The 25,118-nt window shown below is 33.0% G+C and carries 14 protein-coding genes; 5 read left to right on the top strand and 9 right to left on the bottom strand.

Going from position 1 to position 25,118, the window contains the following annotated elements; all coding sequences use genetic code 11:
- Positions 1-114: 114 nt before the first annotated feature.
- From H0I28_RS09970 to H0I28_RS09955, 4 genes are read right to left on the bottom strand one after another with little or no spacing between them, the layout of a single operon-like run.
- The gene (locus tag H0I28_RS09970) at positions 115-2,937 is read right to left on the bottom strand and encodes a chitobiase/beta-hexosaminidase C-terminal domain-containing protein (protein ID WP_254712762.1); all 2,823 of its coding nucleotides are present in this window, start codon (positions 2,935-2,937) and stop codon (positions 115-117) included.
- Between the two features lie 49 nt (positions 2,938-2,986).
- Positions 2,987-4,615, bottom strand: a complete 1,629-nt coding sequence (locus H0I28_RS09965) for a hypothetical protein (RefSeq protein ID WP_218759010.1) — start codon at positions 4,613-4,615, stop codon at positions 2,987-2,989.
- Entirely contained in the window at positions 4,605-7,157 is a 2,553-nt protein-coding gene (locus tag H0I28_RS09960) for a right-handed parallel beta-helix repeat-containing protein (RefSeq protein WP_218759009.1), read from the bottom strand. Before H0I28_RS09960 ends, H0I28_RS09965 begins: the two co-directional genes overlap by 11 nt.
- A 40-nt stretch (positions 7,158-7,197) precedes the next feature.
- Positions 7,198-8,721, bottom strand: a complete 1,524-nt coding sequence (locus H0I28_RS09955) for an arylsulfatase (protein ID WP_218759008.1) — start codon at positions 8,719-8,721, stop codon at positions 7,198-7,200.
- A gap of 326 nt (positions 8,722-9,047) precedes the next feature.
- On the opposite strand from H0I28_RS09955, the gene H0I28_RS09950 reads away from it, so the two are divergent.
- From H0I28_RS09950 to H0I28_RS09930, 5 genes are all read left to right on the top strand, one after another.
- Positions 9,048-11,423 (top strand): glycoside hydrolase family 95-like protein, encoded by a 2,376-nt coding sequence (locus H0I28_RS09950; RefSeq protein ID WP_218759007.1) that lies wholly within the window; start codon positions 9,048-9,050, stop codon positions 11,421-11,423.
- A gap of 8 nt (positions 11,424-11,431) precedes the next feature.
- Positions 11,432-12,967: a sulfatase-like hydrolase/transferase gene (locus H0I28_RS09945; protein WP_218759006.1), complete on the top strand. Its 1,536-nt coding sequence runs from the start codon at positions 11,432-11,434 to the stop codon at positions 12,965-12,967.
- Between the two features lie 24 nt (positions 12,968-12,991).
- On the top strand, positions 12,992-14,830 hold the full coding sequence (locus tag H0I28_RS09940; protein WP_218759005.1) for a sulfatase: 1,839 nt from the start codon (positions 12,992-12,994) through the stop codon (positions 14,828-14,830).
- Between the two features lie 98 nt (positions 14,831-14,928).
- A complete protein-coding gene (locus tag H0I28_RS09935) occupies positions 14,929-16,914 on the top strand; it encodes a T9SS type A sorting domain-containing protein (protein ID WP_218759004.1) in 1,986 nt (661 codons plus the stop codon).
- Between the two features lie 131 nt (positions 16,915-17,045).
- Positions 17,046-20,033 carry a sulfatase-like hydrolase/transferase gene (locus tag H0I28_RS09930; RefSeq protein WP_218759003.1) on the top strand — a complete coding sequence of 996 codons (2,988 nt, stop codon included), beginning with the start codon at positions 17,046-17,048 and terminating at the stop codon, positions 20,031-20,033.
- A 613-nt stretch (positions 20,034-20,646) separates the two neighbouring features.
- Here the strand turns inward: H0I28_RS09930 and H0I28_RS09925 are convergent.
- From H0I28_RS09925 to H0I28_RS09905, 5 genes are all read right to left on the bottom strand, one after another.
- Positions 20,647-22,560 (bottom strand): sulfatase, encoded by a 1,914-nt coding sequence (locus H0I28_RS09925; protein WP_218759002.1) that lies wholly within the window; start codon positions 22,558-22,560, stop codon positions 20,647-20,649.
- 188 nt (positions 22,561-22,748) lie between these two features.
- Positions 22,749-24,179: a T9SS type A sorting domain-containing protein gene (locus tag H0I28_RS09920; protein WP_218759001.1), complete on the bottom strand. Its 1,431-nt coding sequence runs from the start codon at positions 24,177-24,179 to the stop codon at positions 22,749-22,751.
- 172 nt (positions 24,180-24,351) lie between these two features.
- Complete coding sequence (locus H0I28_RS17725; RefSeq protein WP_368384473.1) at positions 24,352-24,471, bottom strand: hypothetical protein; 120 nt, start codon at positions 24,469-24,471, stop codon at positions 24,352-24,354.
- Positions 24,472-24,482: 11 nt separating this feature from the next.
- A complete protein-coding gene (locus tag H0I28_RS09910) occupies positions 24,483-24,881 on the bottom strand; it encodes a putative glycoside hydrolase (protein WP_302850280.1) in 399 nt (132 codons plus the stop codon).
- Positions 24,882-24,905: 24 nt separating this feature from the next.
- On the bottom strand, positions 24,906-25,061 hold the full coding sequence (locus H0I28_RS09905) for a hypothetical protein (RefSeq protein ID WP_218758998.1): 156 nt from the start codon (positions 25,059-25,061) through the stop codon (positions 24,906-24,908).
- Between the last annotated feature and the right edge of the window lie 57 nt (positions 25,062-25,118).

Genomic DNA, 25,118 nt, shown 5'->3' with positions numbered 1-25,118 from the left:
GAGTTTTCTTTCCTTTGACATAAATAAGTATATTACAAAAAACTAAACCTCAATTAGAATTATCTAATTGAGGTTTAGTTTTTATTCATGAAATAGAATTTACTCCAAACAAACTTAAGGAATGGTTACCTCAAATATTTTAGAACCATAATCTCTTACGGCAGTAATCTTTACGGTTTGTCCTGAATATTCTTTTAGGAACTTTTGTAAATGTGCAATATTTGAAATTTTATGTTTGTTTAATTTTTGAATCACCCAATCTTTGTTCAATCCGGCATCTAACCACATTTGTCCTTTTTTAGGATTCAAAGACTCAATATAACAACCAAAATTATATCCACCAGTAGCATCTATTAAATCTGGATCATCAGCAATGTTAATTAACAAAGCGCCATGCACTTCTTTTTGAAGTGCTTTTTTAATTTTGGTAGTCTTTCCCTCGACAACACTTTCTCCATTATATTTACCAGCTAATAGCGTTGCTAACCAACTTGGGTAGGTAACTTTTTTAACTTTTGTAAATTCAACTTCGTTTGTAAAACCAACTGGAATTCCATTAGAATCAAAGGTTCTAGCGCTCAACAACATTGATTGGTTAATTTTAAATGGCTCTGAATATTTTATAGAACCCATTGTCGGTTCTGAACCATCCGTAGTATAATAAATATTAGATTTTTTTCCTGCTCTAATATCGGCCTTTAAGCTTACAATAGTTTCGTTTTCAAAATCACCTCCAAAAGGTAATATACGAGTCATTGTATGACCGAACTGATCCATTGGGAAGTTTTTAAACCCTGCCTTTAATGCTGGAGAATTCTCTTTAACTTGATAATTTCCATTAATCGGATCTACAAAATTTGGATTTGCTGAAACAGCATTTAGATCATAACCTTCCTTATTCCAAGCTTCCATGTTCTGATTTGGTGACATCTCAAAATTATCAGGATAATTAACGTTCCAATACGTGTTATTGTCATAGTTTTCACTCCATTTAACTTTTTTAGACAATCCTACGCCTCGAATAAAGTTTTTAGTAGGTACATTTTTTCCAGGTAGTGTTCCTGCAATCACAAAAATGTTTTTATAAATCTCGTCTTCTGAATATTCTGGCCATACATGCCATCCAGAAGGAACTGCACTTACGGTAATATTATTGTACACCTTACGGCCCATACCATCTCTAAGTTTAATGGTAGAACCTAAGTTTAGATTATTATAGATTTCGTAATAACTAGAGCCATCATCTAAATCAATCGTCCAGTTTCCTGCACTAATAGATTTTCTATAATTGGCTATTCTGTTATTTCGTAAAATAGTGTTATCAATAGCATCCAATCTTGTTAATTCCTTTATAAAATGCTCATTCGTTCCTCTACCTCCTTTCCATTGTCTTTCACGTCCCCAAGAATTAAAAGGTCCATGCTCTCCTGTTTCTCTAACCGTTTCCCAAATATCATTAAATTCAATAAGGTGTCCTCCCCAAGTACCATCGTTAATACATATTCCTGCACGCGGACAGTTATAAATGGTATTGTGAGACGCTGTAATTTTATGACTCATAGAAATATAAACACCTGCAACTTGCTTACCAACATCTCCAAAATCGTGCATGATACTATTTTCAACAACGCAATTCTTTGGATAATCTGGAGTTTTAGGACCAGCTTCTAAGTCCATATTTTCACGCATGTGATTCCAATTTTTTCCGTCCATTAATCTATCGTCCCAAGTTTGATAAAAACGAACAGCTTCCGGCGAACCGACAAAACAAACCGCACTTTCTCCAGTATGCACAAACCGGCAACCGGTTACTTTATTATTACGATTGTAGGCACTCATAAAAACGCCATTTCCTCCTACATACTCAAAATTACAGTCTTCAATTAACAGGTTTTCTGTCCCTTCCATAAAAATGGTTCCACCTCTGTGAACAGCCCAATCTCCGCGAGCAACAGGCTCATAAGCCTCCATAAATGTATAATTGGTTTGTGTAAAATTGAATCCTTTAAACTGAATGTTTTTTACAGGTGATTCTTTAGTGCCCTTCAACTGAATAATATCTTTTATAACCGGAACTTCAATTTTAACGTCACTTAATTTTACGTCTTGCATCGGATAATAGTAAAGCGTGCTAGTTTTGGTGTCTAAAAACCATTCACCAGGAACATCCAATTCCTCAAAAATATTTTCTACGAAATAGTAAGACGCATGACTTTTTTTTCCTCCAATACCATGTGTTCTCTGTAATTGCCAACCACCTTCGTTAAGGTATATTCTACTTTCTTCTTTATTGATTGATTTAAGTCTGTACTGCATATTTCCCCAGTTGTGACTTTGGAAACCATGCACAATTCCTGTTTCTGGATTGCTCCATGTTTTATCCGAAAAAGTTTCAGGATCGTATGAAAACCATTTGTCGTATCGTTTGTCTGTACCACCTGTTACCTGAAGGTATCCTTTTCCGTCACGAAGTGGGTTTTCGTAATCATAATTAGGAAAACGTGCTCTTACCTGGCGAACATCATCAACAAATAATTGATCCATAGACAATCCACTTGGAACTTGAGTTTTATAAATATCTCCTTTGTGTTTTTTCCATTTTAAAGATGCTAATTGACGAGAACCTTTTACAACAACCTTTTCTCCTGGAATTGCAGAGAATATAACTGGTTTTTCTGTTGTTCCTGAATATTCGCTACCCAAGGTTAGCGTTTCATCAATATAATATTCTCCAGCAGAAAACCATACGGTTACAGTTTCTTTACTCGCATATTTTTTTACTTCTAGTAAGGCTTTTTTAAAGCTTAAATAAGGACTGTTTTTTGTACCTGAATTCGCATCATTTCCTTTGGGAGATACATAAATATCTTTCGCAAAAGAATTGCTAAGCATTAACAGAACTAGAAGGATTGTTAATAAATTTCTGTTTATTATCATCTTATAAAATTTAATTTTCGTTTTAAATACGAGTGGTGATTTTTAAATCTTATTCCTCAAATGAAACAACAACCTTATCTAAAATTGGTTTTGATTCATTTTCTGTAGTATCTGTCATTTTAACCTCAAATTGAAAACCATATCCTTTAGGTAAGTCTGAAAAATTCATTTGCGCAGGAGTTTTTTCAATTTGCTTAGAGAAACCTTTGATATAATCATATTGTTCTTTCACAACTTGCCAATCACTCCACTCATTAACGAGTCCATCATTAGTGGTATCTACACCCATTCTTACTTCTACAGTTTCCACCCAAGGACCAGTACTTACATAATCATTTCTTGTTTGGGTAAGCAAGTAATATTTACCTTCTGCAAACATGATATCTGGATCTGGATGTCCTTGACCTATATTTCCACAAAATTCAAATTGTTTATTAATATCATCAGACGTAAACCAAGCAACACTCATGTGTTTACCACCTGTCTTACCTGCTGGATCATAATCAGCAAATAAATAATATTGACCACCAATAGAAATAGAAGCCCAATCTCCAAAAGAATTTTGTTCTGGCTCATGGATTTCGTATTTACCAAAAGCAACGACGTCTCCTTTTTTGATTCTTTGTCTCGGAATATCAACAGGTGACGCTTTTCCAGGATAGTTATCAGGGTCTTCCTTAAACCAATGTGGATGTGCATATTCAGCAAATTTACCAGTTGGTTTGGTGCGTTCATCTACAGGAGGGTTTAAAATTTTAAAATCATTAAAACCATCTTTACTAACCGCATGCGTTGCTAAGGGCGAATCCCAAGCATGCGTAGAAGCATCAATAGGCGACCAATCTTCAGCTATAATATGAAAATTACCATCTAAATCTCTAATGACTGCACAATCAGAACCATCTGAAGGATCCTTAAAAGCCATGCCCATCTTTTTCCCAACAAGACCATCAGTTAAGTTTTCATCAATAAGTAAATGCGGATCTTGATCGTTTGGAAAATCGTAATAAAAATAAAATTTTCCATCAATATATTCTGCAGAAGTTACCCAACGTGAAGACATGTCTGATATAGGTCCATAATGCACCCAGTTTTTCATATCGATACTATGCCAAGCATGATATCCCTTTAGCGATTTTTTTAATCCTGATGGAGCATCAAATTGATTTTTAAGATGTGTGGTTTTTAGTACCACATCATAACCTTTTAAGATGGTATCCTTACTTTTAAAATCATTCGGTCGTTTATTATTCTTTCGAGTATCATATTTACCAAACATCCAGTAATTTCCATCTCCTAACTGTAATGCGACAGGAGCATCACCTAAGTTTGCTGGTGCTGCAGTAGGGATTTGTTCCCAATTTAACCATTCTGTTGATTGAGAAAACGTAATGGATTTTGCAGCTCTTTTTTTTGTGAACTTTTTCATGGCGCTTTGGAATACGGCTTCCTTTTCAGTAGGAATTACTTTTCCATTGGTGATTTCCAAATTTGATTTTGTAGCTATATTCGCTTGCCAGTCTTCTTGAGACTCAAGGGTCCAAGTATCTTGTGCGTGTAGCATTCCGCTTGCTGTCAATAATAAAAATGTAAGTGACAGAAATAAGCCTTTATTTACTTGTGTTCTATGGTTTGTTTTCATGATATTTTTAGATGAATTATATGATTTATTTTTCAAAAGAAAATGTTTTTGATTCTTGATGTCTCCATACTTTCACGGTATGTTCATGGTTCGCTAATTGCTTCATGTTTTTAATAAAATCTTGTTCATTTGCTATTTTTTCCGAATTTAATTCAAATACGACATCATCCACTTTAAATCCCATTTTAGCCAATTTACTATCCTTAGGAACAGAAACCAATAAAACGCCATAGTTGTCAAACATTCCCGTTGCTGTAAGTTCGGCTTCTGTTTCTAGCGTTTTAAACTTAGCTCCAAATAATCCTTTCATCTTTTTCTCCACATACACATTGGACGCTACCTCTTTTGGTGCATGTATTTGTGGTTTCATCGCTAAGCGCTTCAATTTATCTGAAGTAACACCAAAACCCGTCATCGGAAAGTTTTTAAATCCAAGTTGTAATGCTTCTGATTGATTTGAAACTGTAAAATCGCCATGTTGAGGCGCTTCAAAAAGAACATTTCCATAGAGACTTTCTGCATCATCTAATGTTTGCTGCTGTACTCCATAAGCAGGAACAACGTCTTTAGCATCTGGATTGTGAATGAAATTCTTATTGCGTATACCTCCCCAAAGCGTTGGGTTACTAGATTTATACACTGTTCCTCCCCATAAAATGTTACTTTCAAAAATATCATGCGTTGGTTTAGGGTATGGTACATTACAGGTGTATCCTCTACCTAATATTACATTATTAGTAACATTACGATGATAGCCTTCACGTGTTTTAATACCACCTGAAAGACTGATATTATTATAGATTTCATAATTAGTGGAACCATCATCTAAATCGATATCCCAACCATGATCGCATTGCATTCTGTTATTTCTAATTGTAGTTGTTTGATACGCATCCCATAAAGGTATATTTGGATACTTTTCTATATAATTACTAATCATAGGCTTTCCATTTTCATCCATTAAATCTGGTCCCGATGGGCCAGCTCTAAACCAAAAACGATCTCTTCCCCAAGAATTAAAAGCGCCATGATCGTGCGTTTCTAGTACAGTTTCAAAACAATCATTCCATTCTATAATATGACCTCCCCAAGTTCCATCACAAATGTTAATGGCGGCTCTTGGTGTATGACTAATAGTATTGTGAGCAATTGTAATTCTTGATGACATAGAAATATTAATTCCTGAGGCTTGTTTTTCAAAACGACCACAACGCATCATCAGATTATTTTCAACTATACAATCTGCTGGATATTCTTCAGATTTTGGACCAATTGTAGTGTCTATTTCATCTATTGGTGGTGGAAGATGTTGAAAACTAAATGAAGGATCACGAACCGCAGCAAAGGAACCAACCAAGTTCACATCCGTTGAACCATTATTCTGAAAAAAGTTGCTTTTAATTTCTATATGACGATTATAACTATCAATAAATACAGCGTTTCCTCCTAATTCTTCGAAAGAACAATTTTCAACAATAATATTCTCCGTACCACGTATATGAATAGCACCTCCACGATATACACACCAATCGCTTCTGAGTAAAGGCTCAATGGTTTCTTTTAAGGTTCTTTTTGTTCCCGTAAAGTGAATACCAGAAATCTGAATATGTTTTACCGGCTTAGTCGTTTCGTAGTTTTTAACAACGGTTTCTTTTTGTGCATTACCACTTTTGTGAATAACCATTTCTGCAACAGGTAGTTTATGCTCTCCATAAATCTCAATAAGGTGTTTAATTTGAAGAACGGCTTCAATTTTTGTGTCGTCAAGATTTACATGGGCTTCTGGCATATAATATAACCAACCGTCCTTGGTATTATGATACCATTCTCCCGGAACATCTAATTCTTCAAAAACGTTTTCTATCATTCGATACCCTTTGTGAGGTGGAGCAGATCGGTTGTTTTGCCAACCACCTTCGTAAACCAATTCACCTTTATTGTTTTTACCAGTTACAAAATAATGTTGACTTCCCCATAAACCTCTGTGCATACCGTTTAAAATTGCTCCGGTAGGATCTTTCCATTCAGCTGCTTTTTTAGCATCCCAAGCATCTGGAGCTGCTCCTGAAAAAGGAACTGTTCCTGCTTTTTTTCCACGTACAGAAGGGTCTCCATCTGTAGGTATAAAACCAGCATTAAAATTAGGATATCGTGCCATGTGTTGTCTTTTCTGATCTACAAAAAGTTGATCAATTGCATTTAAATCTCCCACATTGGTACGATAAATACCATCTTTAAATTCTTCCCATTTAGAGGTAATTAATTGTGCTCCTGTAATAACTACGTTTTCATTTTTAGCTGCCGAATAAACAACAGGAAATTGTTCACTACCACTATCTGCTGTGGTAATTTGTAAAGGCGTTGTTAATCTATAAACTCCCTCATGTATAATAATGTTACATGCTTCTTTTCCTAAAAGTCCACTAGCTCTTAATTTAGCTTGTGCTGCTTTTATAGTTAACAAAGGTTTAGACTCTGTTCCATCGTTGGCATCCGATCCATTGGTTGCTACATGAATGTCTAGTGCATATAATGGTACAATGCACAGTACTAATAATAAGGTAAATAATTTTTTCATTTTTATATATTAATTTTTCATTCTTATTTTAAGCAGTAATTTATTTTGCTACATCTTCTGCATATATATTTACTTCTCTATCATTTTGTTGAAGTTTTCCAGGAGTACTTCTTCCTTTATCTACATAAGATTGAAGTAATTTTGTTAATTCTTCTACTTTTTCAGGGTATTTATCATATAGATTGGTAGTCTCTGCGATGTCATTAGACAAATCAAATAACTGTAAACTAGGAGATCCTTCTGGGGTTTTACCAGCTCTTGGCGTACTCCAACCACCAGATCCAGGACAAAGCGCTAATTTCCAATTTCCTTTTCTGATTGAAAAAGAACCATTAATACTATGACTAATGATGTCTTCTCTATTTGTTATAGTTGGCTTTTTTAATGTTGATAAAAAGGAAATAGCATCTACACCTGATGTTTCATCTAATTCTATCCCTGTAATATCAGAACAAGTAGCTATAAAGTCAGTCATACATGTTAATCTATCTGTTTGCGTTCCTGCTTCTATAACTTCTGGCCAACGAATGATAAAAGGAACTCTATGTCCTCCTTCATAAATATCTGCTTTATTTCCTCTTAAATTTCCGCTAGGTGAGTGTCCTTTCTTTTTTAAAGCAGGAATTTTTGCAGCAGGAGAACATCCATTATCCGTAGAAAATAAAACAATCGTGTTTTCGGTTAAATGATGTTTGTCAAGTGCTTTTAAAACTTCGCCTACCACCCAATCTGTTTCCATTAAAAAATCACCATAAGGACCTAATTCAGATTTTCCTCTCCATTTTTCACTAGGAACAATAGGCGTATGTGGAGACGTTAATGGAAGGTATAAAAAGAATGGTTCTTTTTCTCCAGCTCTCTCGTTTATATAATCAACAGATTTTTCTGCAAAAACTTGCAAACATTCACCTGATTTAAAACTTGGAGCAGAAGGCCCTTTTCTAGAACGTATCTTTGGATCATTCATAACAGAAGGAAGTTCTGTCACCTTTTCATTTTCAATATAAACATACGGAGGCATATCTAAAGAAGCTGCTATTCCATAAAAGTAATCAAAACCATTACTTGTTGGCGTTATTGCTGGTTTTGTATAATCGATATCCCATCCGCCACCTATTTGCCATTTCTCTTTTTTGTAATTAGGTAACAATTCCCAACCAATACCTAAGTGCCATTTACCAACCATAGCTGTATGATAATCTGCTTGCTTTAACAAATTTGCAACCGTTGTTTCTCCTTTTTTAAGCAACGGTTTCGCAGTCGGTTTATGGATAACCCCTTTAGATAAAGTTGTACGCCAATTGTAACGTCCTGTTAAAAGTGAATAACGAGATGGTGTACAAACAGAAGATGACGTATGTGCATCCGTAAAACGAATGCCTTCTGCAGCCATACGATCTATGTTTGGTGTTGCAGCTTTCCCTGTAGTATGAGAAACATCACCTATTCCCATATCATCGGCATAAATAAAAATGATATTAGGACGACTTGTGTCAGCCTTTTTTTGTGCCAGTAAATTTTGACTCAAAATTAAAAAAACAACTGCAATTATAGATTTGTACATTTTTAATAAGATTATAATGTTAAGGTAAAATTATTATTTATCATTAATATAGGCTTACTCTAATCCTTCTTTTTGTTGCTCTTATTGAATAAAGATAAATATCCATACTTGATGATAAGAATTCTTATTATATATGCTTATTGATTTATAGTGAGTTGTTTAACTTTTAGGCTTATCAACTAAATGTTAGCGAAATGTTGCATTAGAGAAAAGTATTTGAATGATTAGAGTAAAGGTTTCTTTAGTGTATAGGATATATTTGTATTACATTTAATCAAGCTAATAAATTTAAGACTGATTAAAAACCTTAATTTACAATGTTTCCTATGAAGTTAAAAGTTTTATTTCTTTGTGTTTTTATTTTATTTTCAATTCCGTTTTCTTCTCAAGAAAAACAAGTTGATTTTAAAGTTGATTTCGAATCATTTTTATCTAAGCATGACATGCTTTGGGATATTGTGCCAGATAAATGGCAAACCGCTCCTTATTCAGGAAATGGTAATATTGGATTTTTACTATATCAAAGCCAAGAAGAAAAAAACAATGTAATCTCTTTACATATTGGACGCCATGATTATTACGATCATAGAGAAGCTAAAACGAAGGCAGATGAAATGCTTTGGATAAAAAGAAGCAGATTACCTCTTGGTCATTTTCAGTTAAAATCTAAAGGAAAAATAACAGGAGTTGATATGCGTTTGGATTTATGGAATGCTGAATTAACAGGTTCTGTTACGACTACTAAAGGAACTTATAAAATTAAGGGTTTTACGCACAGTACAAAAGATGTTATCTTTTTTGAAACAGACACAACTGATGAAAATGTAGAAATTACTTGGCATGCAGAAGATCCTATTCCTCCTGTTTATGAAGTCTTAAAAAGTGGAGGAGGTCCAAAAGGAGGTACTTGGGATAAAATGAGAGCGGTAACTTTAGAGATGGCTCCAAAACCAACATTTAGCGAGAAAAACGGCTACAATTTTTGTTATCAACCTTTATTTAATCATAGAGGAGAAACCACTACAGGTTATAAAATTACAGGAAATCCTTCTGGAAAACAACAATTAATAACAAGTGTACATCATTCTTATCCAGAACGTAATTCACTAGAAATAGTTACTAAAAATTTAGAAGTAGGAGAGAAGCTTATTAAAGAAAATAGCTTTATTTCATCACATAAAAAATGGTGGCATAACTATTATCCGTTGAGTTTTTTAACCATTAATGATGCAGAAAAAGAATCTTTCTATTGGATACAAATGTATAAGTTAGGTTCTGCTTCTAGAGGAAATGGACCCATTTTAGATTTAATGGGACCTTGGTACAACCGAACGTTTTGGCCAATGGTTTGGGGAGATTTAAATGTGCAACTCATCTATTGGACGCACTTAACTGCCAATAGAATGTCTATTGGAGAATCTTTACCCAATAACATTGATAAATATGCAAAAAACCTAGAAAACAATGTGCCTGCAAGTTGGAAAAACAGTGCTGCCGTTGCTGCTTTAATGCCGCAAGATCTTATTGCTTTTAACGGAGCAAAAGTACCAGATATGTTAGCATGGATGTTAAACGATTATTGGTTGCATTGCCAATTTGCTGGTGATGATATTCGTATGCGAGATAAATTGTTTCCTATCTTAAAAAAGACTGTAAATAGTTATTTAAATTATATAAAGGATAATCCTGTTGATGCCGAAGATGGAAAAATTCATATAAAATATAGCTGGTCTCCAGAGTACAAACCCGGTCGTGGGCAAGACATTAATTTTACGTTGGCATTAATTCGTTGGAGTTGTCAAACATTAATCGATATTGATGAAAAGCATCAAATAAATGATCCTCTTAAAAAAGAATGGGAGTATTTACTAACTAATTTGGTTGATTTTCAAATTGATGAAAATGGATTGATGGTAGGAAAAGACAGACCTTTTGCAAATCCGCACAGGCATTATTCACATTTATTAGCCTTTTATCCTTTAATGGTAATTACACCAGAAAAAGAAGCCGATAAAAAATTATTACGCACTTCATTAGACCATTGGTTAGATGTTACTTTTAATAGTGGTAAAAAAATTAAAGCCATGCCTGTAACTGGTTATACAGCTACTGGAGCTTCATCTATGTACGCTAATTTAGGAGACGCAGAAAAAGCTTATTATTATCTTGATTTTTTAATCAAACATAAAAACATTTCATCTACAACCATGTATTCCGAAGGAAAAATTAACCCTGTTATTGAAAGTCCGCTATCTTTTGCAACAAGTTTACATGATATGATGCTTCAAAGTTGGGGTGGAAAAATAAATGTATTTCCTGCAAGTCCTAAAAAATGGAAAGATGTTGCTTTTCACAACTTAAGAACACAAGGCGCATTTTTGGTGAGTGCTAAAAAAATAGAAGGAACTACCGAATTTGTATCTATAAAAAGTTTAAAAGGAAACGAATGTAACGTTCAGGTTGATTTTAAAAACCCGAATTTTTATATCAATGGCAAATGTGTTTCCATAAAACAAAATGCAAATGGTTCGTATCCTATAAATTTAAAGAAAAATGAATCGGTAATAATTACTGCCAAAACTTTAAATAAAACCGATTTAAGTATTAAAGAGTTACCAAAATCTAAAGAAGAGCAGAATCTTTTTGGGTATGGTAACAAAACAAAAAGATTACCTGGTCATACATATTACAGTTCTTATTAAAATTAATTATGAAAACAATTTTATATCATCTACTTATTATTTCTTCTTTTTTATCATGCACTGCAGTTACTCAAACTGTACAAGCGCAAGAGAAGAAACCGAATGTTATTTTTATCTTTTCTGATGATCAAAGATTCAATTCTTTGAGTATGACTGGAGATCCTATTATTCAAACTCCAAATATTGATGAATTAGCTAAAGAAGGAGCCTTTTTTAACAATGCCTATATTACGAGCCCTATTTGTGGTCCAAGTAGAGCAAATATATTTACAGGACAATGGGAACGAAGAAATAAAATTGGCTTTACTAATGTTTCTAAAAATCTTATTTCTGAAACGACCTATAAAAATAGCTGGCAAGCACAATTAAAAAAAGCAGGGTACTCAACCGCTTTTATTGGAAAACATCACACAAAAATAGGAGATAAAAATAATACGCCTTTAAGAAAGGATGTAGATTTTTGTTACTATGGAAATGGTCATTTAGGGTTTTATCCAGCCATAAAGCACAAACAGTTTGCAAACCTTAAACACGAAACACAAGTTGAAGGAATGTTAGAGGCAACTAAGGCTTTTTTAACACAAGGAGATGCTTATGATTACTTTTATAAAAATGCTGATGCCTCTATTAAAAATCAAATTAAGAAAAGAGACCCTAACAAACCTTTTTCTGCTTGGATTAATTTAAATCTACCTCATGCTTCTAGTATTGGCGGAATGGGTTCACATGAAACAGACCCAGAATATTACAAAACAGGATATGATGATGTAAAAGATAAAATTGAATTACCAGAAGGATATCCTCAAAACATTAGTTTGCCTGAAGATGTTTATGCCACCAAAGATTTAATGAAATACTACATTACATCTAAAAAGGGTAAATTACTAAATGAGAAACTAAAAATGACCAGAGCAATTCATGCTATAGATATCATGATAGGAAATTTACGTTCATTTTTAAAGGAAATTGGCGAAGCGGATAATACCATTATTGTATTTTGTTCAGACAATGGTTTGTTTTTAGGTGAACACGGATTAGGTGGTAAAACTATTTTGTACGATGAATCTGTACACGTTCCTATGATTGTGTATTCTCCTTTTTTTACTGATAAGACACAAGGAAAAGTAATAGATGATTTGGTGGTTGGTCAAGATATTCCTGCTACACTTTTAGAAATGTGTGGTGTAAATATCCCTACATCTTATCAAGGAGCAAGTGTGCTTCCTTTGATAGAAAACAAGAATGTAAAATGGAGAGATGACATTTTTTTAGAAAACTTATTTACAGACCAAGGATATCCAAGACAAGAAGGCGTACGAAGTAAACAATACAAATACATTCGTTCTTTTAGTAAATTAAATGACCGTAATAAATATGTTCCAAACCAATCTTCAAACACAAATGAAGAACCTATTTACGAGGAATTATTCGATATTATAAAAGACCCAAAAGAAGAAAACAATTTAGTAGGAAATAAAGATTACATCAAAGTTTTAAATGAATACAGAGCACGGTGTAAAACCCTTGTGTCTGAACTAAATTAGTTTTATAATTAAGTAATTATCATCATGAAAAAAGTAATTCTATTAGTAATGGTCTGTTTAGTTACATCAAGTTGTTTTGCACAAGAAAGACCAAAAAGGCCAAATGTAGTATTAATTTTAACCGATGATTTAGGTTGGCAAGATGTAAAGTGTTACGATATTGACGAACCTTCGCCATTTGAAACACCAAATATTGATAAATTAGCTACAGAAGGCGTTCTTTTTTGGCAAGCTTATTCTGCTGCAACTGTTTGTTCTCCTTCCAGAGGAGCTATTTTATCAGGTAAACATCCTGTTCGTCTAGAAAGAACTAGTGTTAGAGGAGGTCATCCACCATTGCCTTTTAATTATGGATCTTTATTAATAAGTCCTTGGATGAGAGGTGCTTTAGACACATCAGAAGTTACCATTGCAGAGTCTCTTAAAACCAATGGTTACAAAACAGGTCATTCTGGTAAATGGCATGTAGGTATTGCAGTAACAGACTATCCAGAACCGAAAGATCAAGGTTTTGATTTCTCAAAGCATGGTTTTGGATCTCATAAAAGAATGAAAGACCGCACAAAAGGGTTCTCAACTGCCGACAAATCTGATCCATTTTATTTAGATGAAGCAGGTTTTCCGTTTGATGACATTACTCAAGACGGAATTGATTTTATGGATGGAAACAAAAAAGATCCATTTTTTCTTTTTTATGCTTCTCGTTTAGTGCATACACCAATTCATACAAGAAGTGAAGCTTTATTAAAAAAATACTACCAGAAATTAGGAATAGATTATCCTAAAGAAAAGGATCTTTGGGAAGAAAAAGGACAAAGAAATGCCTATTATGCTGCCATGGTAGAAACGATTGACCATTATACAGGTTTATTGATTAAGTACCTTGAACAAACTGAAGACCCAAGATGGCCTGGACATATGTTAATTGAAAATACGTATGTGGTTTTTACTTCTGATAATGGAGGTATGGAGCAACATACTGGTGAAATTATTACAGACAACTATCCATTAGATAAAGGGAAAATTAATGCTAAAGAAGGAGGCACCAGAGTTCCTTTTATTGTAAAAGGCCCAACAATTTCTTCAAATATAGAATCTAACGTAATGGTAAATGGTCTTGATTTGTATCCTACAATATTAAGTTGGACAGGTACTAAAAAACAAGAAAATCAAATATTAGATGGTGCAGATTTATCAACATTATTAGATAAAGACCCAACGGATTCAAAATTAGTTTTAGATCCAGAAACTGGTAAAGCTAGAAATACTATGATGTGGCATTTTCCAAACAGTTCTATGCAATCTACTTTGCGTATTGATGGTTATAAATTGGTACGAGAATATGTTGCTACTGAAGAAAAAACGGAGTTAGCTTTGTATGAATTGTATAAAAATGAATCTGAACGTGTAGATATTGAAGAGGCTAAAAATCTTGCAAAAAAAATGCCAGAGAAAGCCAAAGAAATGAATCGTCTTTTAGAAGAACGATTAGAAAAACTAAATGCTAGATATCCTTATTTAAACCCAACCAGTAAAGCAGATTTACCAAACAAAGTAAAAGTACCTACGGTTGTTACACATGGTATAGACGGACAAAATGTTTGGTTAGAATACAAAACCAATGGAGCCAAAGTTGTAAAAGCAGAGTTAATATACACAAAAAACGGAGGTATACCAGGAGAAATTTGGTTTCCTGTTACTATGAATCTTACCAATAATAAAGTTTCTGTAACCTTACCAAAAGGAACAACCCATTATGTATTTAATTTAGTGGATGAAAACAATTATTTGATTAGTTATCCAGATGCCGGTTACCAAAAAACCACAAAAATATTTGCAACGAAAGCAATACAAGTTAAATAATAAATTTCAATCAAAGAAAAAGGAATTTTTACTATGTCATAAATATTGAAAATTACGTTTCTAATTTAAGTAATTAACCAACCTTAACACTAAACATTATGATCAAAAAAATCACGTTTTTAATAGTATTCCTTTTTTCTGTACAAATTTCTAACGCACAATTTTTGTGGTTGGAAGATGAAACAAATACGCGTAAAATTGAGTTTACAGCCGAAGAAGATGTACCCACAAATTTAACAGGAAACTTTCCAAACCCTCATACTTTAGGTATTAATACACATACTATTGTCTCTAAATACAATAGACCTGAAGGGACCAATGATTTTTTATCTTTTAACTTGTTCAATTATGTAACAGATTTAACCGATTATACAGTTACACTAAAAGCATATCTTGACATCCCTACTGATGAGCTAACTACAAACAACTCAAAACTTAGAGTGTTTTTTCAAAGTTCTGATGCAGGAGGACGTGTTTATGAGCAATTGAAATTCACAGTTGGGCAAGAATGGGAAACTTTTACCTTTCATTTTCAAGATGTTGCTATTCCACAGAATGTACTAGATGTTGGAGGGTATGACCTTATGATAATTGGTTTAGCCAATGGTAGTATAGAAGAACCAGCTATGAGTTATTATTTTGATGAAATATATGGCTCAACAGATCAAACTGCAACAACAGTAGATCATCCAGCGGCGTGGTTAGCAGGTTCATGGGGAGGTACATTTCCTGTTTTTGGTGGAGAAAGATTAGATACAGAAATAGCAACAGGACATGACCCAATAGGAGGTGTAAATGAGCTAGTAACAGAACTTCCTGCTCTAGGACATGTGATTACAAATCTTTCTTATTTTGCACATTCACATTATTTTAACGTAAGAGATAATACCAATGTAGATGTTGCTTCTGAAATACACGAAAGTTTAGTTCCTAGTGCTGAGAATCAAGAAATAATGCTTGAAGTTTTACAAACACTAAAAAATTCTGGGAAGAAGATTATTTTGTACATTTCTACAAATTATTTAGACAGAGCAAGTGATGAAACACAAGCTGCTTGGGTAAATTATTACACAACAAAGTTTGATGGGAATGAATATTTAGCTTACAAAAATTTAGTCCAAGGGTTTATTCCTGCAGTAGCAGAATATGCCGATGGATATTGGTTCGATACTACAACTTCGCTTCGAGACGATGGACATTTAGAAGATTTTGTTCAAATGTTTAAAGATGCTGATCCTGGAGCGGCTATGTCTGTTTCTGAGTTTGGGCATTTACATTATATAGAAGGAGAACCAGTTATGGTTGATTCTGATGGAATTGATGATGAAGACGATAGAGACTATAATGTATCAAACTTTAGAGGAAATAACTCTTATTCAGATTTTACAAGAGGACATGTATCTGCACTAGGTGGTGGTGCTCCTCCAAATTCATGGGGATATGAAGAGTATACTTTACCCGCTATGGTTGGTAATCCTTGGTCAGTCTATGAAAAAAAACAAGTACTAAAACATGTATGGTTTCCTATTAGAGACAAATGGCATGTTTCTAGTGCAAATTTAATATTCGGGACAGAAGATGCGTACAGGTTTTCTAAAATTCTTATCGATGCTAAAGCTGGTGTTACTTTTGCTAATACGATATCTAATAATAATGGTGTTGATGCTGGACATATTAAGGACGACGAAATGGTAATTATGAAAACAATTAATGACAGACTTTTATCTAATCCTGTGCCGGATTATGAACCTTATGTAAGACCTGAAGGGGCTTATCTTGTTGGAGAAATCGACAATACTCTTTCATCAACTGATGATTTTATAAATCCAACATCCAATCCATTTCAAATTAACTTGTATCCCAATCCTGTGGTTGATGCGTTAACCATTACAAAGACTGCAACAGGTATCTCAAGCATAATTGTTGTGTCTGTTACAGGAACAAAAGTATTAGAAAAGTTATGGGATGATGGAGCTTTATCAACACAATTAGATTTGTCTACATTAAAATCAGGAATGTATTTTGTTAAACTTACTAACAGTAATAATCAAAGTTTAACACGAAAAATAATAATAACAAAATAAGCTGCTCAAACAGTATCGAATAATTATTTTACACATTAAAAGGTAATCATAGCGTAAATAATTGATTGTTTAGAGCAAATTGAATATCGTAGAGCCCTTTATTTTTGTATCAACTATAAAAAAACTAAATAATGAAAAACTCAATTTTATATTTCTTTTTGTTGATCTCATTTTTTTCTCTTAAAGGGCAAGAATTAGTGAAGCCTAATATTGTTTTTATTTACGCAGATGACCTTGGTTGGCAAGATACTCAGTTAAATGATGTTGGTGCTGTTGTACCTTGGGAAACCCCTAATATGTTGTCATTGGCAGAAAGTGGTGCTAATTTTTCACAAGCTTATGCTTCAGCACCAACTTGTGCACCATCAAGAGGGGGTACAATGAGTGGTAGAATGCCTCTTAAAACTAAAATGACCCATGTAGCTGGAGGGCAAATACCTAATGTTAAATCTTCAAATAAAACGATAGAGTCGTATTATCCTGGTAGATTACAGCTAGATGAAGTTACCATGGCTGAAGCATTAAGTCCTTTAGGGTATGTATCTGGTCATGTTGGTAAATGGCATATGGCAGCTAATCACAATATTTATCCAGAAGCTGTAGACCAAGGGTTTGATTACCAAGACACTGATAGAGGAATTACGAGAAGTATGGGAGACCGATCAGTGGACTTTGCCACAGATGCAGAAGATGATCCTTATCGATTAGACGCAGATGGAAGACCTTATGATGCTGTAACAGAACTAGCATTGGATTTTATGGATGATAACAAAGAGGAACCCTTTTTTCTATACATGGCTCATTGGTTAGTTCACTCACCTATACAAACAAGAGATTTAGCATTACTAGAATATTATTGTAATAAATTAGGAATTCCTGTGCCTACAACCGATGCAAACATTACGACTCCAGGCCAAACAAATCCATATTATGGAGCGATGATTGCTAGTTTAGATTGGAGTTTAGGGAGAGTAGTAGATTATTTAAAAGAAACAGATGATCCAAGAAATCCTGGGAAAAAATTATTTGAAACTACCTATATTATATTTGCGTCAGATAATGGAGGGGCAGAAAATCATGGGTCAGAAATTATTACAGATAACTTTCCTTTAGATTTAGGGAAAACACACACCAAAGAAGGCGGTTTGCGTACTCCATTTGTTATAACAGGACCTGGTATTGTAGAAAATAAAGTATATGATAACATAGTTTCTCATTTAGATTTTTATCCTACAATTATGGAGGTTACTGGAGCAGATGCCGTTCTTGATGCAAATGTTCTGAACAATTTAGATGGTGTAAGTTTATTTCCTTTTTTAAGTGGAACTGAAACAGAAATAAAAAATAGCGACGATACTGAAAGAACAGATCTTTTTTGGCATTACCCACATGGACAAGATGAAAGAGCATCTTCAGCTATTAGAAGTGGAAATTATAAATTGTATAAAATCTATGATAAAGGAGGTTATTATAAAGCCTTCAAATTATATAATGACGATGGGTCTGATAATGATATAGAGGAGATATATGATGTGATAGATACGATGTATGCATCTCTTAAAAATGAAATTATTTTAAAGCTAGAGACTCTTTTATCTGAAAATGACGTAAGAATTCCTCAGTTTAATCCAGACTATAATGGTGATCCATTAGATAATCAAGATATTGTTCCATCTGTTGTTTCAACAGTTTTTGATCAGGATACAGGTGTAGCCACAGCAACACTAACTGCTAATGCAGGAGATGCTATTATTGAAACCGCTTATTTACTTTATAGAATAGAAGAAGCAGATTCAAAAGAAATAGAGTGGTTTGAAATTTCAGCAACTATAAATGGCAATGTGATTACTGCTGAAGTACCAGAAGTAGCTACAGGAGTTATATTTACCCTAACTGATGAAAATAATTTTATGGTTTTGTCGGAAGAACTATCAATATTTAATCCTCATAAGATAACACTTGCTAATTCTATTGGAGAACAACCTTTTAAAGTAGTAGATGAATATGCAGAGTTAATTGGGAATACAACTATAGGCGGTACAGCTTATTTACAAGCAAGGACTGTAGAAGGAGGAGATGGAGCTAAATTTTATGTAAAAGCTCCTGCTGATGTTGCATCTATAACTTGTGATAAAATTACATTAGGAATCATATCTCAAGCAGGAGATACTGTAAATGTTGATCTCATTATTGATGGAGAAACACAAAGTTTTACCTATACAAGTACAAACAATAATACTCCAGAATTATTCGAATTTGATACTCCTGTTACTTTTACACAGTCAGCTAAAGAAATTCAGGTGATAACAACCTCACTTTCTAATTCAGAAGGATTAGCACCAAGAGTGAGATTTGTAGATCTCTTCTTTAATGTTTTAGGAGTTACAGAACCACTTCATGAAATAACTCTGAATAGTTCAGATTTGGAACAAACGTTTACGGCTGTAGATAATTATTCAGAATTGATTGGTGGTACAGCTGCTGGAAGTGGAATTTATTTACAAATGAGAACAGAAATTGACCCAGCAGATAATCTTGAAGGAGATGGAGCTAAATTTCTTGTGAAATCTACAGAAGGTTATCAAAGTATATTAAATAAAGTAACGTTTGCCGCGAAATCACAAAAAAATGATATTGTAGACGTTGCAATTACCATTAATGGCGAGACGCAACAGCAAGCTACTTATACTAGTGGTGGGAATAATGAAGGTAATAATTTCGAGTTTGTATTTAATACTCCACTTACGTTAGCTGACGATGAGACTACAGAAATAAAATTTGTAACAACAGGTCTTTCTAATTCAGGCGCGGAAGTTGTTGGGAGATTAAGACTTCAAGATATTATATTTCATGTCTCAGATTTTGTTTTAGGGGTTGATGATATTGGTAAGGAAACTAATAACGTATTAAATCTATATCCTAATCCAGTAAAGAATACTTTTAGCCTTACAAAGGAAGTAGCATCAGGTATTTTGTATAATGTGTATGGAGCAATAGCCTACAAATTCGAAAATGCAAATAAAGGTATTGATATATCTAATTTAAAATCAGGTGTATATCTACTGAAAGTTATATGTAAAGATGGTAACAGAAAACATATAAAATTATTAAAAGAATAAGTTTATTATAACCCAATTAAAGAACCCCCTCTATAAATTAGTGGGGGTTCTTTTTATATTGGAAAATAATAACTACTATAACCCAATGATATTTAGACGAAAGGTAAGTTGTCTAAGTAGAATTTATCTCTAAGTACCGTATAAATATATTCTAAGAAACCTTTTTATGATCTAATGGGATATTGAAATAGAACGTCCATCACACGTAGATGTAAATGTTAAATCTATTACTGAATTGTAAATGTGATACCAAGTTTGTGCAACAACGGTTACGGATGCTGTTAAAGCTAAAACAATTGTAAGTAATTGTTTTTATGATATGAATATATTTTTAATTAATAATTTATTCATATTTAGACTAAGAGGCTTGGTCTTATTTACGTTGTCCAATCTAAATCATACTCCTATCTATCAAACCCCTCCTCAAACCTTATGAAAACTATAGTAAATACAATTTACTTTTAAAAAATTAGCAGTTAACCAATTCCAGAATAAGTAGGAGGGAAAATTAAACGAATGGTAAAGACCTTCAAATGAGTACAATTCATCTTTAAAATAAAAAGACAGGATTACCCGTCTTTTTGTTTTAAACCCAAATTAAATTAAGTACTACTTATTTACTAGATAATGCATAGTTAGAATATTGTTTTTTCTCTGTCTTAAGAGATTTTATAGTAGGCATTTCTGGGTAGCTTACTAAAAAATTGTACTCATCAATTAAATTAATTAAATAATGCGTTGTTCCTTTTGGTAAAATGGCTGTTATAGTAGAATCTCCTTCAATATTTGCTTCTGCCTTAAACCACTCTTCATATTCATGTCCACCATTTGTAGTATAAATAAGATTGGCTTTTACAACTTTTGCTCCATTTTCTTTGTACTTAAAAGTAACCTTACCTTTCTTTATAGATTCAGAAATTATTGTTGGAACAGTTTCTTTATGCTCCATATCTTTTAAGTAAAAAGGATTGTAAGATGGGTAACTCGCATTCATTTCTGTTAAGATTGATGTAAGCTTATCATTCATCTCTTTTGTTCTTTTAACTTCTACTTTTGCTAAGTTATTTGCTTCTTCTATATCAACACGTTCAGCAGTTCCGTTAGAGGTGTCATACAATCTGTAAAGTTCAAATTCTGGAGTTTTAGGATTGTTTTTGTAATCATAATTCCTAATAATTTTATAATCACCTACACGTAAGGTACTTTGATATGAGGAATGTGGAAAGTGCCACATCATCGTATTTCTCTCATTTCCTTCTTTGTCTAAAACTAATTTAGAATCTGTAGGATCTTTTAATAATAAAGTAGATAAATCATCACCGTCTAAATGTTTATTTTTTGGTTTTTCAACATTTAATAATGATAGAATTGTAGGGTAAAAATCAAGTCCGTTTACAACAACATCAGATTGTATTCCTTTTTTTATTCCTGGTCCTGCAATAATTAAAGGAACTCTTGTACCACCTTCTTTAGCGTTTATTTTTCCTTTATCTAAAGGATAATTATCCGTAAAAACTTCACCAGGATGCCCTTCCATTCCTCCATTATCAGAAGTAAAAATAATATACGTATTTTCACTTAATTTATGACCAGGCCAACGAGGATCATCTGTAGTTTGTAAATAATCAAAAACTTGGCCTACATAATAATCTAACATTTCAACCATTGCAGCATAATACGGATTGTTTTGTCCTTTTACGTCCCAACCATGTGGATCAGTTGGATAATCTAGACCTAATTTGTTACAGTATTTTTCTAATAGCGCTTTACTTCTGGTATGTATTGGTGCATGCACTAAAAAAGTGGCGTAATACAAGAAAAATGGATCTTGTTTGTTCTCTTTTAAGAACTTTAATGCATTTTCGTTATTTTGATGAAAAGGGAATCCTTCTTTATCTAATCGATAAGGATCTGATGCTTTATTAGTTGCAAAATCTGTAAGTCTATGTGGTTTTTGAGGAACTGTAGCTCCACGATCATGGGTAGTAACATCAAAACCTTGGTCTTCTGGTTGCGGATAAGCAAAGTGGTTTATAGCCATGTGCCATTTACCTGCATGCCCTGTTGTGTATCCCTTTTGTTGTAAGACTCTAGCTAATGTCGTTTCGTTTTCTGGCATACGTCCACTATACCAAGGATCCATAATACGTTGTGTTTCTTTACTAGCGTAAACTGTAGGGGGCGCACCACCCACAACATGTGTTTTTTGTGCTCTAGCAGGATGAGTTCCACTCATTATTGCACATCTACTAGGTGCACAAGTAGGAGCGGGAGAATAGGCTTGCCAAAACTGAACCCCTTCTTTTGCGAAAGCATCAATATTTGGTGTTTCGTATGGAGATGGATTATCTATGTCATACACTTTTAAATCTTGCCAACCTAAATCATCAGTAAGTAAGAGCACCACATTAGGCTCTGGCCTATCATTACTCTGTGTTTTGTTGTTGGGTGCTTTTTGTGTATTACAACTATATAGTAATACACTTGTTAAAACTAAAGGGAGGAAATTTTTGTACTGTGTTTTCATTATATAAATAATTTTATTTATTGATGATAATACTTATAAATAAAGTAAAAAAGTTATTTGTCTTAACAGAAAAAGGCAGTAATATAAATTACTACCTTTTTTTTATAAATTTTATAGAATTTTGATTAAAAAAATAAATCTTATCTCAAGAGGGGTTTAATACTATTGAGTTATTTTAAAATAAATATTTACTCTTTTACAATTTTTAAAGTTTTTAAACCTTTAAGAGTCTTAATATCTACAATGTAAATTCCTTTTGCTAAGTTACTAACATCATAATTAGTGTTCGCTTTAAACGTTTTTACTAAACGTCCATTAATATTATATAATTTTACATTTTCAATATCTAAACTAGAATCTATTTGAAAACTGTTTGTTACAGGATTAGGATACGCAACAATAGAAGCGTTATTCAATTCAAAATTATCTACAGATAATATAGCTGCAGCTGGTCCTTGAAAAGCATCAAAATAATATACATTTCCTGTAGCAAGAAGATCAGCATCTGGTTGATCAATTAATAAATTTGCAGTACTATAAGATACTCCTTCTGTAAGGTTTTTTTCTGTAAAATCAAAGGTGTATTCTTGCCATGCATCAAAAATAGTAACATCAATTGTTACGTTTTTTTGCCCTGCTGTTTCAATTCCATCTCGCAAATACAATCTCAATCTTCTACCAGAAGTTCCATTTACATTTGTTGACGGTACATAGGCTCTTATTTTAAAAATAGCAGATGATTGATAGTCGGTTGTAATAACACCTGGTAATTGAAACTTTATTTGTGAGTGTGGATCTTCTCCTTTTGTAAACTTAGCAACTAATGGACTGCTGTTTCCAGTAGTTGTTGGTGTAGTTACTGCATTTCCTTGTTCTAAAAACACACCACCTTGTACTTCATTAACTGTTACGCCAAATGTATCTGGGCTATAGTTATGGTACCACGCATTTCCAGCATCTAAAACTGCTTCTGCATCTAAAACTGCTCCTTGGTCTAAAGATAATGCTACTGAACTTGTAAACGTATCAAAGTGAAAGTCAATATCGTTATTTAAATTTGTAAATCTGTTAGATTGACCAAGGATTCTAATATAACCCGAAGTTACGTTTTCTGTATACGTTTTTCCACTAAAATCAAAGGTTAAAGTGTACCAACCATTTACATCTGTACCTTCTAAATCTGAAAGTTTTACTTGTACTTGTTGAGTCCCTAAATAAAACCTAATACGAGTTAATGAATCAAAGTTAGAGTAATTAGTTATATCTGGCATATATAAACGTACGTTTACACTCAAACTAGCGAAATCAGCTGGCGTAAGTACATAACCGTTAGGAAAACTAAAACTAAGATCCTTGTTTCCTATTTTTAATGCTGCTATTTCATCATCAGTTAATCCTGCTGTATCTAATGTTGTGTCTGCTGCAATTTTCCATAATAGTACATTTGTAGCTTCTGTATCGGTGGCATCAGGATTGGCAACTGTTGAAACAGAACATCCATCACAAGTAGATGTAAATGTTAAATCCGTAACTCCATTATCAACGTCATACCAAGTTTGTGCAACCGTAGTTATTGATGCTAATAAAAATAAAAGGCTAGTAAGTAATTGTTTTTTCATAATTTTAAATTTATTCGATTAATAATTTATTGTAAAAATAGTTGAAATTAAGTGTTTAGTTTTGCTTAAATCAATCATTGCCTTGCTCTCTTTATATTTTAAAGTAATTATAAGTTTATGATTGGTAGTGGTTTATGTTTTTTTTTTGATTAGGTGTCGTTAATAATTTTATTTACTTTTTAACAAAACGAATAATCTTTGATTCACTATTTTCTAAAAAGACTTTAATAATAAAAAAACCGCTTTTAAGACTGGAAATATCATATTGATTTCTGTTGTTAGAAAATTTCATCATTTCTTGTCCTAACATATTATAAACAAATGCAGATGTAATTTTTTTGATAAACGAAAGGTGTTATTTACAGGGTAAGGATATAGATCTAATGTATCCTTAAAGCTTTGTATATCTGTAGATAATACTGTTTTATCCTTCCAATTAAAAACAGTCTCTTTGGTTTCAATATTTACCCTAAGATCTAAATTTTCAAAAGATCGCTCATAAATATACCCATTTTTTATAGGAGCATCTAAAGGTTCTCCTAAAAAATAATGAAACTCAGCTATAAAACTAGTGTCCCATACATCTGAACTAGAGCTTAAAGCATATACACTTGTTGTATAACTAAAATAGACGTTCTCTTCTGTAATTATTAAAAAAAAAACAGCCAAAGGATAGTATATATTTTCTTTTGCATACGCGATTAACTCATCATCATCTGTAGGCTCTTATTTAGCTGTATTGTAACTTGGGTTTGTTTGTAAATTAATCATTTTACCTTTTGGCAAAGCTTCTCTCATTAATTGAATAGATACAGCAATTGCATCTGCGTTAGCTTGTTCGCTACTTGCTATATCCCATCGTTCTAAATAAGAACCATCCATAAATTTGAAGATTGTAAATAGGAAATAATAGAAAAGTGCTTATAAGCTCTCATTTTT

Origin of the sequence: Polaribacter sp. AHE13PA (genome assembly GCF_019278505.1) — a bacterium.
Classification (GTDB): Bacteria; Bacteroidota; Bacteroidia; order Flavobacteriales; family Flavobacteriaceae; genus Polaribacter.
The sequence above is the reverse complement of the archived record's forward strand: the minus strand, read 5'-3'. Positions and strand labels throughout refer to the sequence as shown.

Bases quoted from the DNA above. Each gene is read 5' to 3' on its own strand.
- H0I28_RS09970 (WP_254712762.1), bottom strand. From the start codon at position 2,937: ATGATAATAAACAGAAATTTATTAACAATCCTTCTAGTTCTGTTAATG.
- H0I28_RS09960 (WP_218759009.1), bottom strand. From the start codon at position 7,157: ATGAAAAAATTATTTACCTTATTATTAGTACTGTGCATTGTACCATTA.
- H0I28_RS09955 (WP_218759008.1), bottom strand. From the start codon at position 8,721: ATGTACAAATCTATAATTGCAGTTGTTTTTTTAATTTTGAGTCAAAAT.
- H0I28_RS09950 (WP_218759007.1), top strand. From the start codon at position 9,048: ATGAAGTTAAAAGTTTTATTTCTTTGTGTTTTTATTTTATTTTCAATT.
- H0I28_RS09945 (WP_218759006.1), top strand. From the start codon at position 11,432: ATGAAAACAATTTTATATCATCTACTTATTATTTCTTCTTTTTTATCA.
- H0I28_RS09940 (WP_218759005.1), top strand. From the start codon at position 12,992: ATGAAAAAAGTAATTCTATTAGTAATGGTCTGTTTAGTTACATCAAGT.
- H0I28_RS09935 (WP_218759004.1), top strand. From the start codon at position 14,929: ATGATCAAAAAAATCACGTTTTTAATAGTATTCCTTTTTTCTGTACAA.
- H0I28_RS09930 (WP_218759003.1), top strand. From the start codon at position 17,046: ATGAAAAACTCAATTTTATATTTCTTTTTGTTGATCTCATTTTTTTCT.
- H0I28_RS09925 (WP_218759002.1), bottom strand. From the start codon at position 22,560: ATGAAAACACAGTACAAAAATTTCCTCCCTTTAGTTTTAACAAGTGTA.
- H0I28_RS09920 (WP_218759001.1), bottom strand. From the start codon at position 24,179: ATGAAAAAACAATTACTTACTAGCCTTTTATTTTTATTAGCATCAATA.
- H0I28_RS17725 (WP_368384473.1), bottom strand. From the start codon at position 24,471: ATGAAATTTTCTAACAACAGAAATCAATATGATATTTCCAGTCTTAAA.
- H0I28_RS09905 (WP_218758998.1), bottom strand. From the start codon at position 25,061: ATGGATGGTTCTTATTTAGAACGATGGGATATAGCAAGTAGCGAACAA.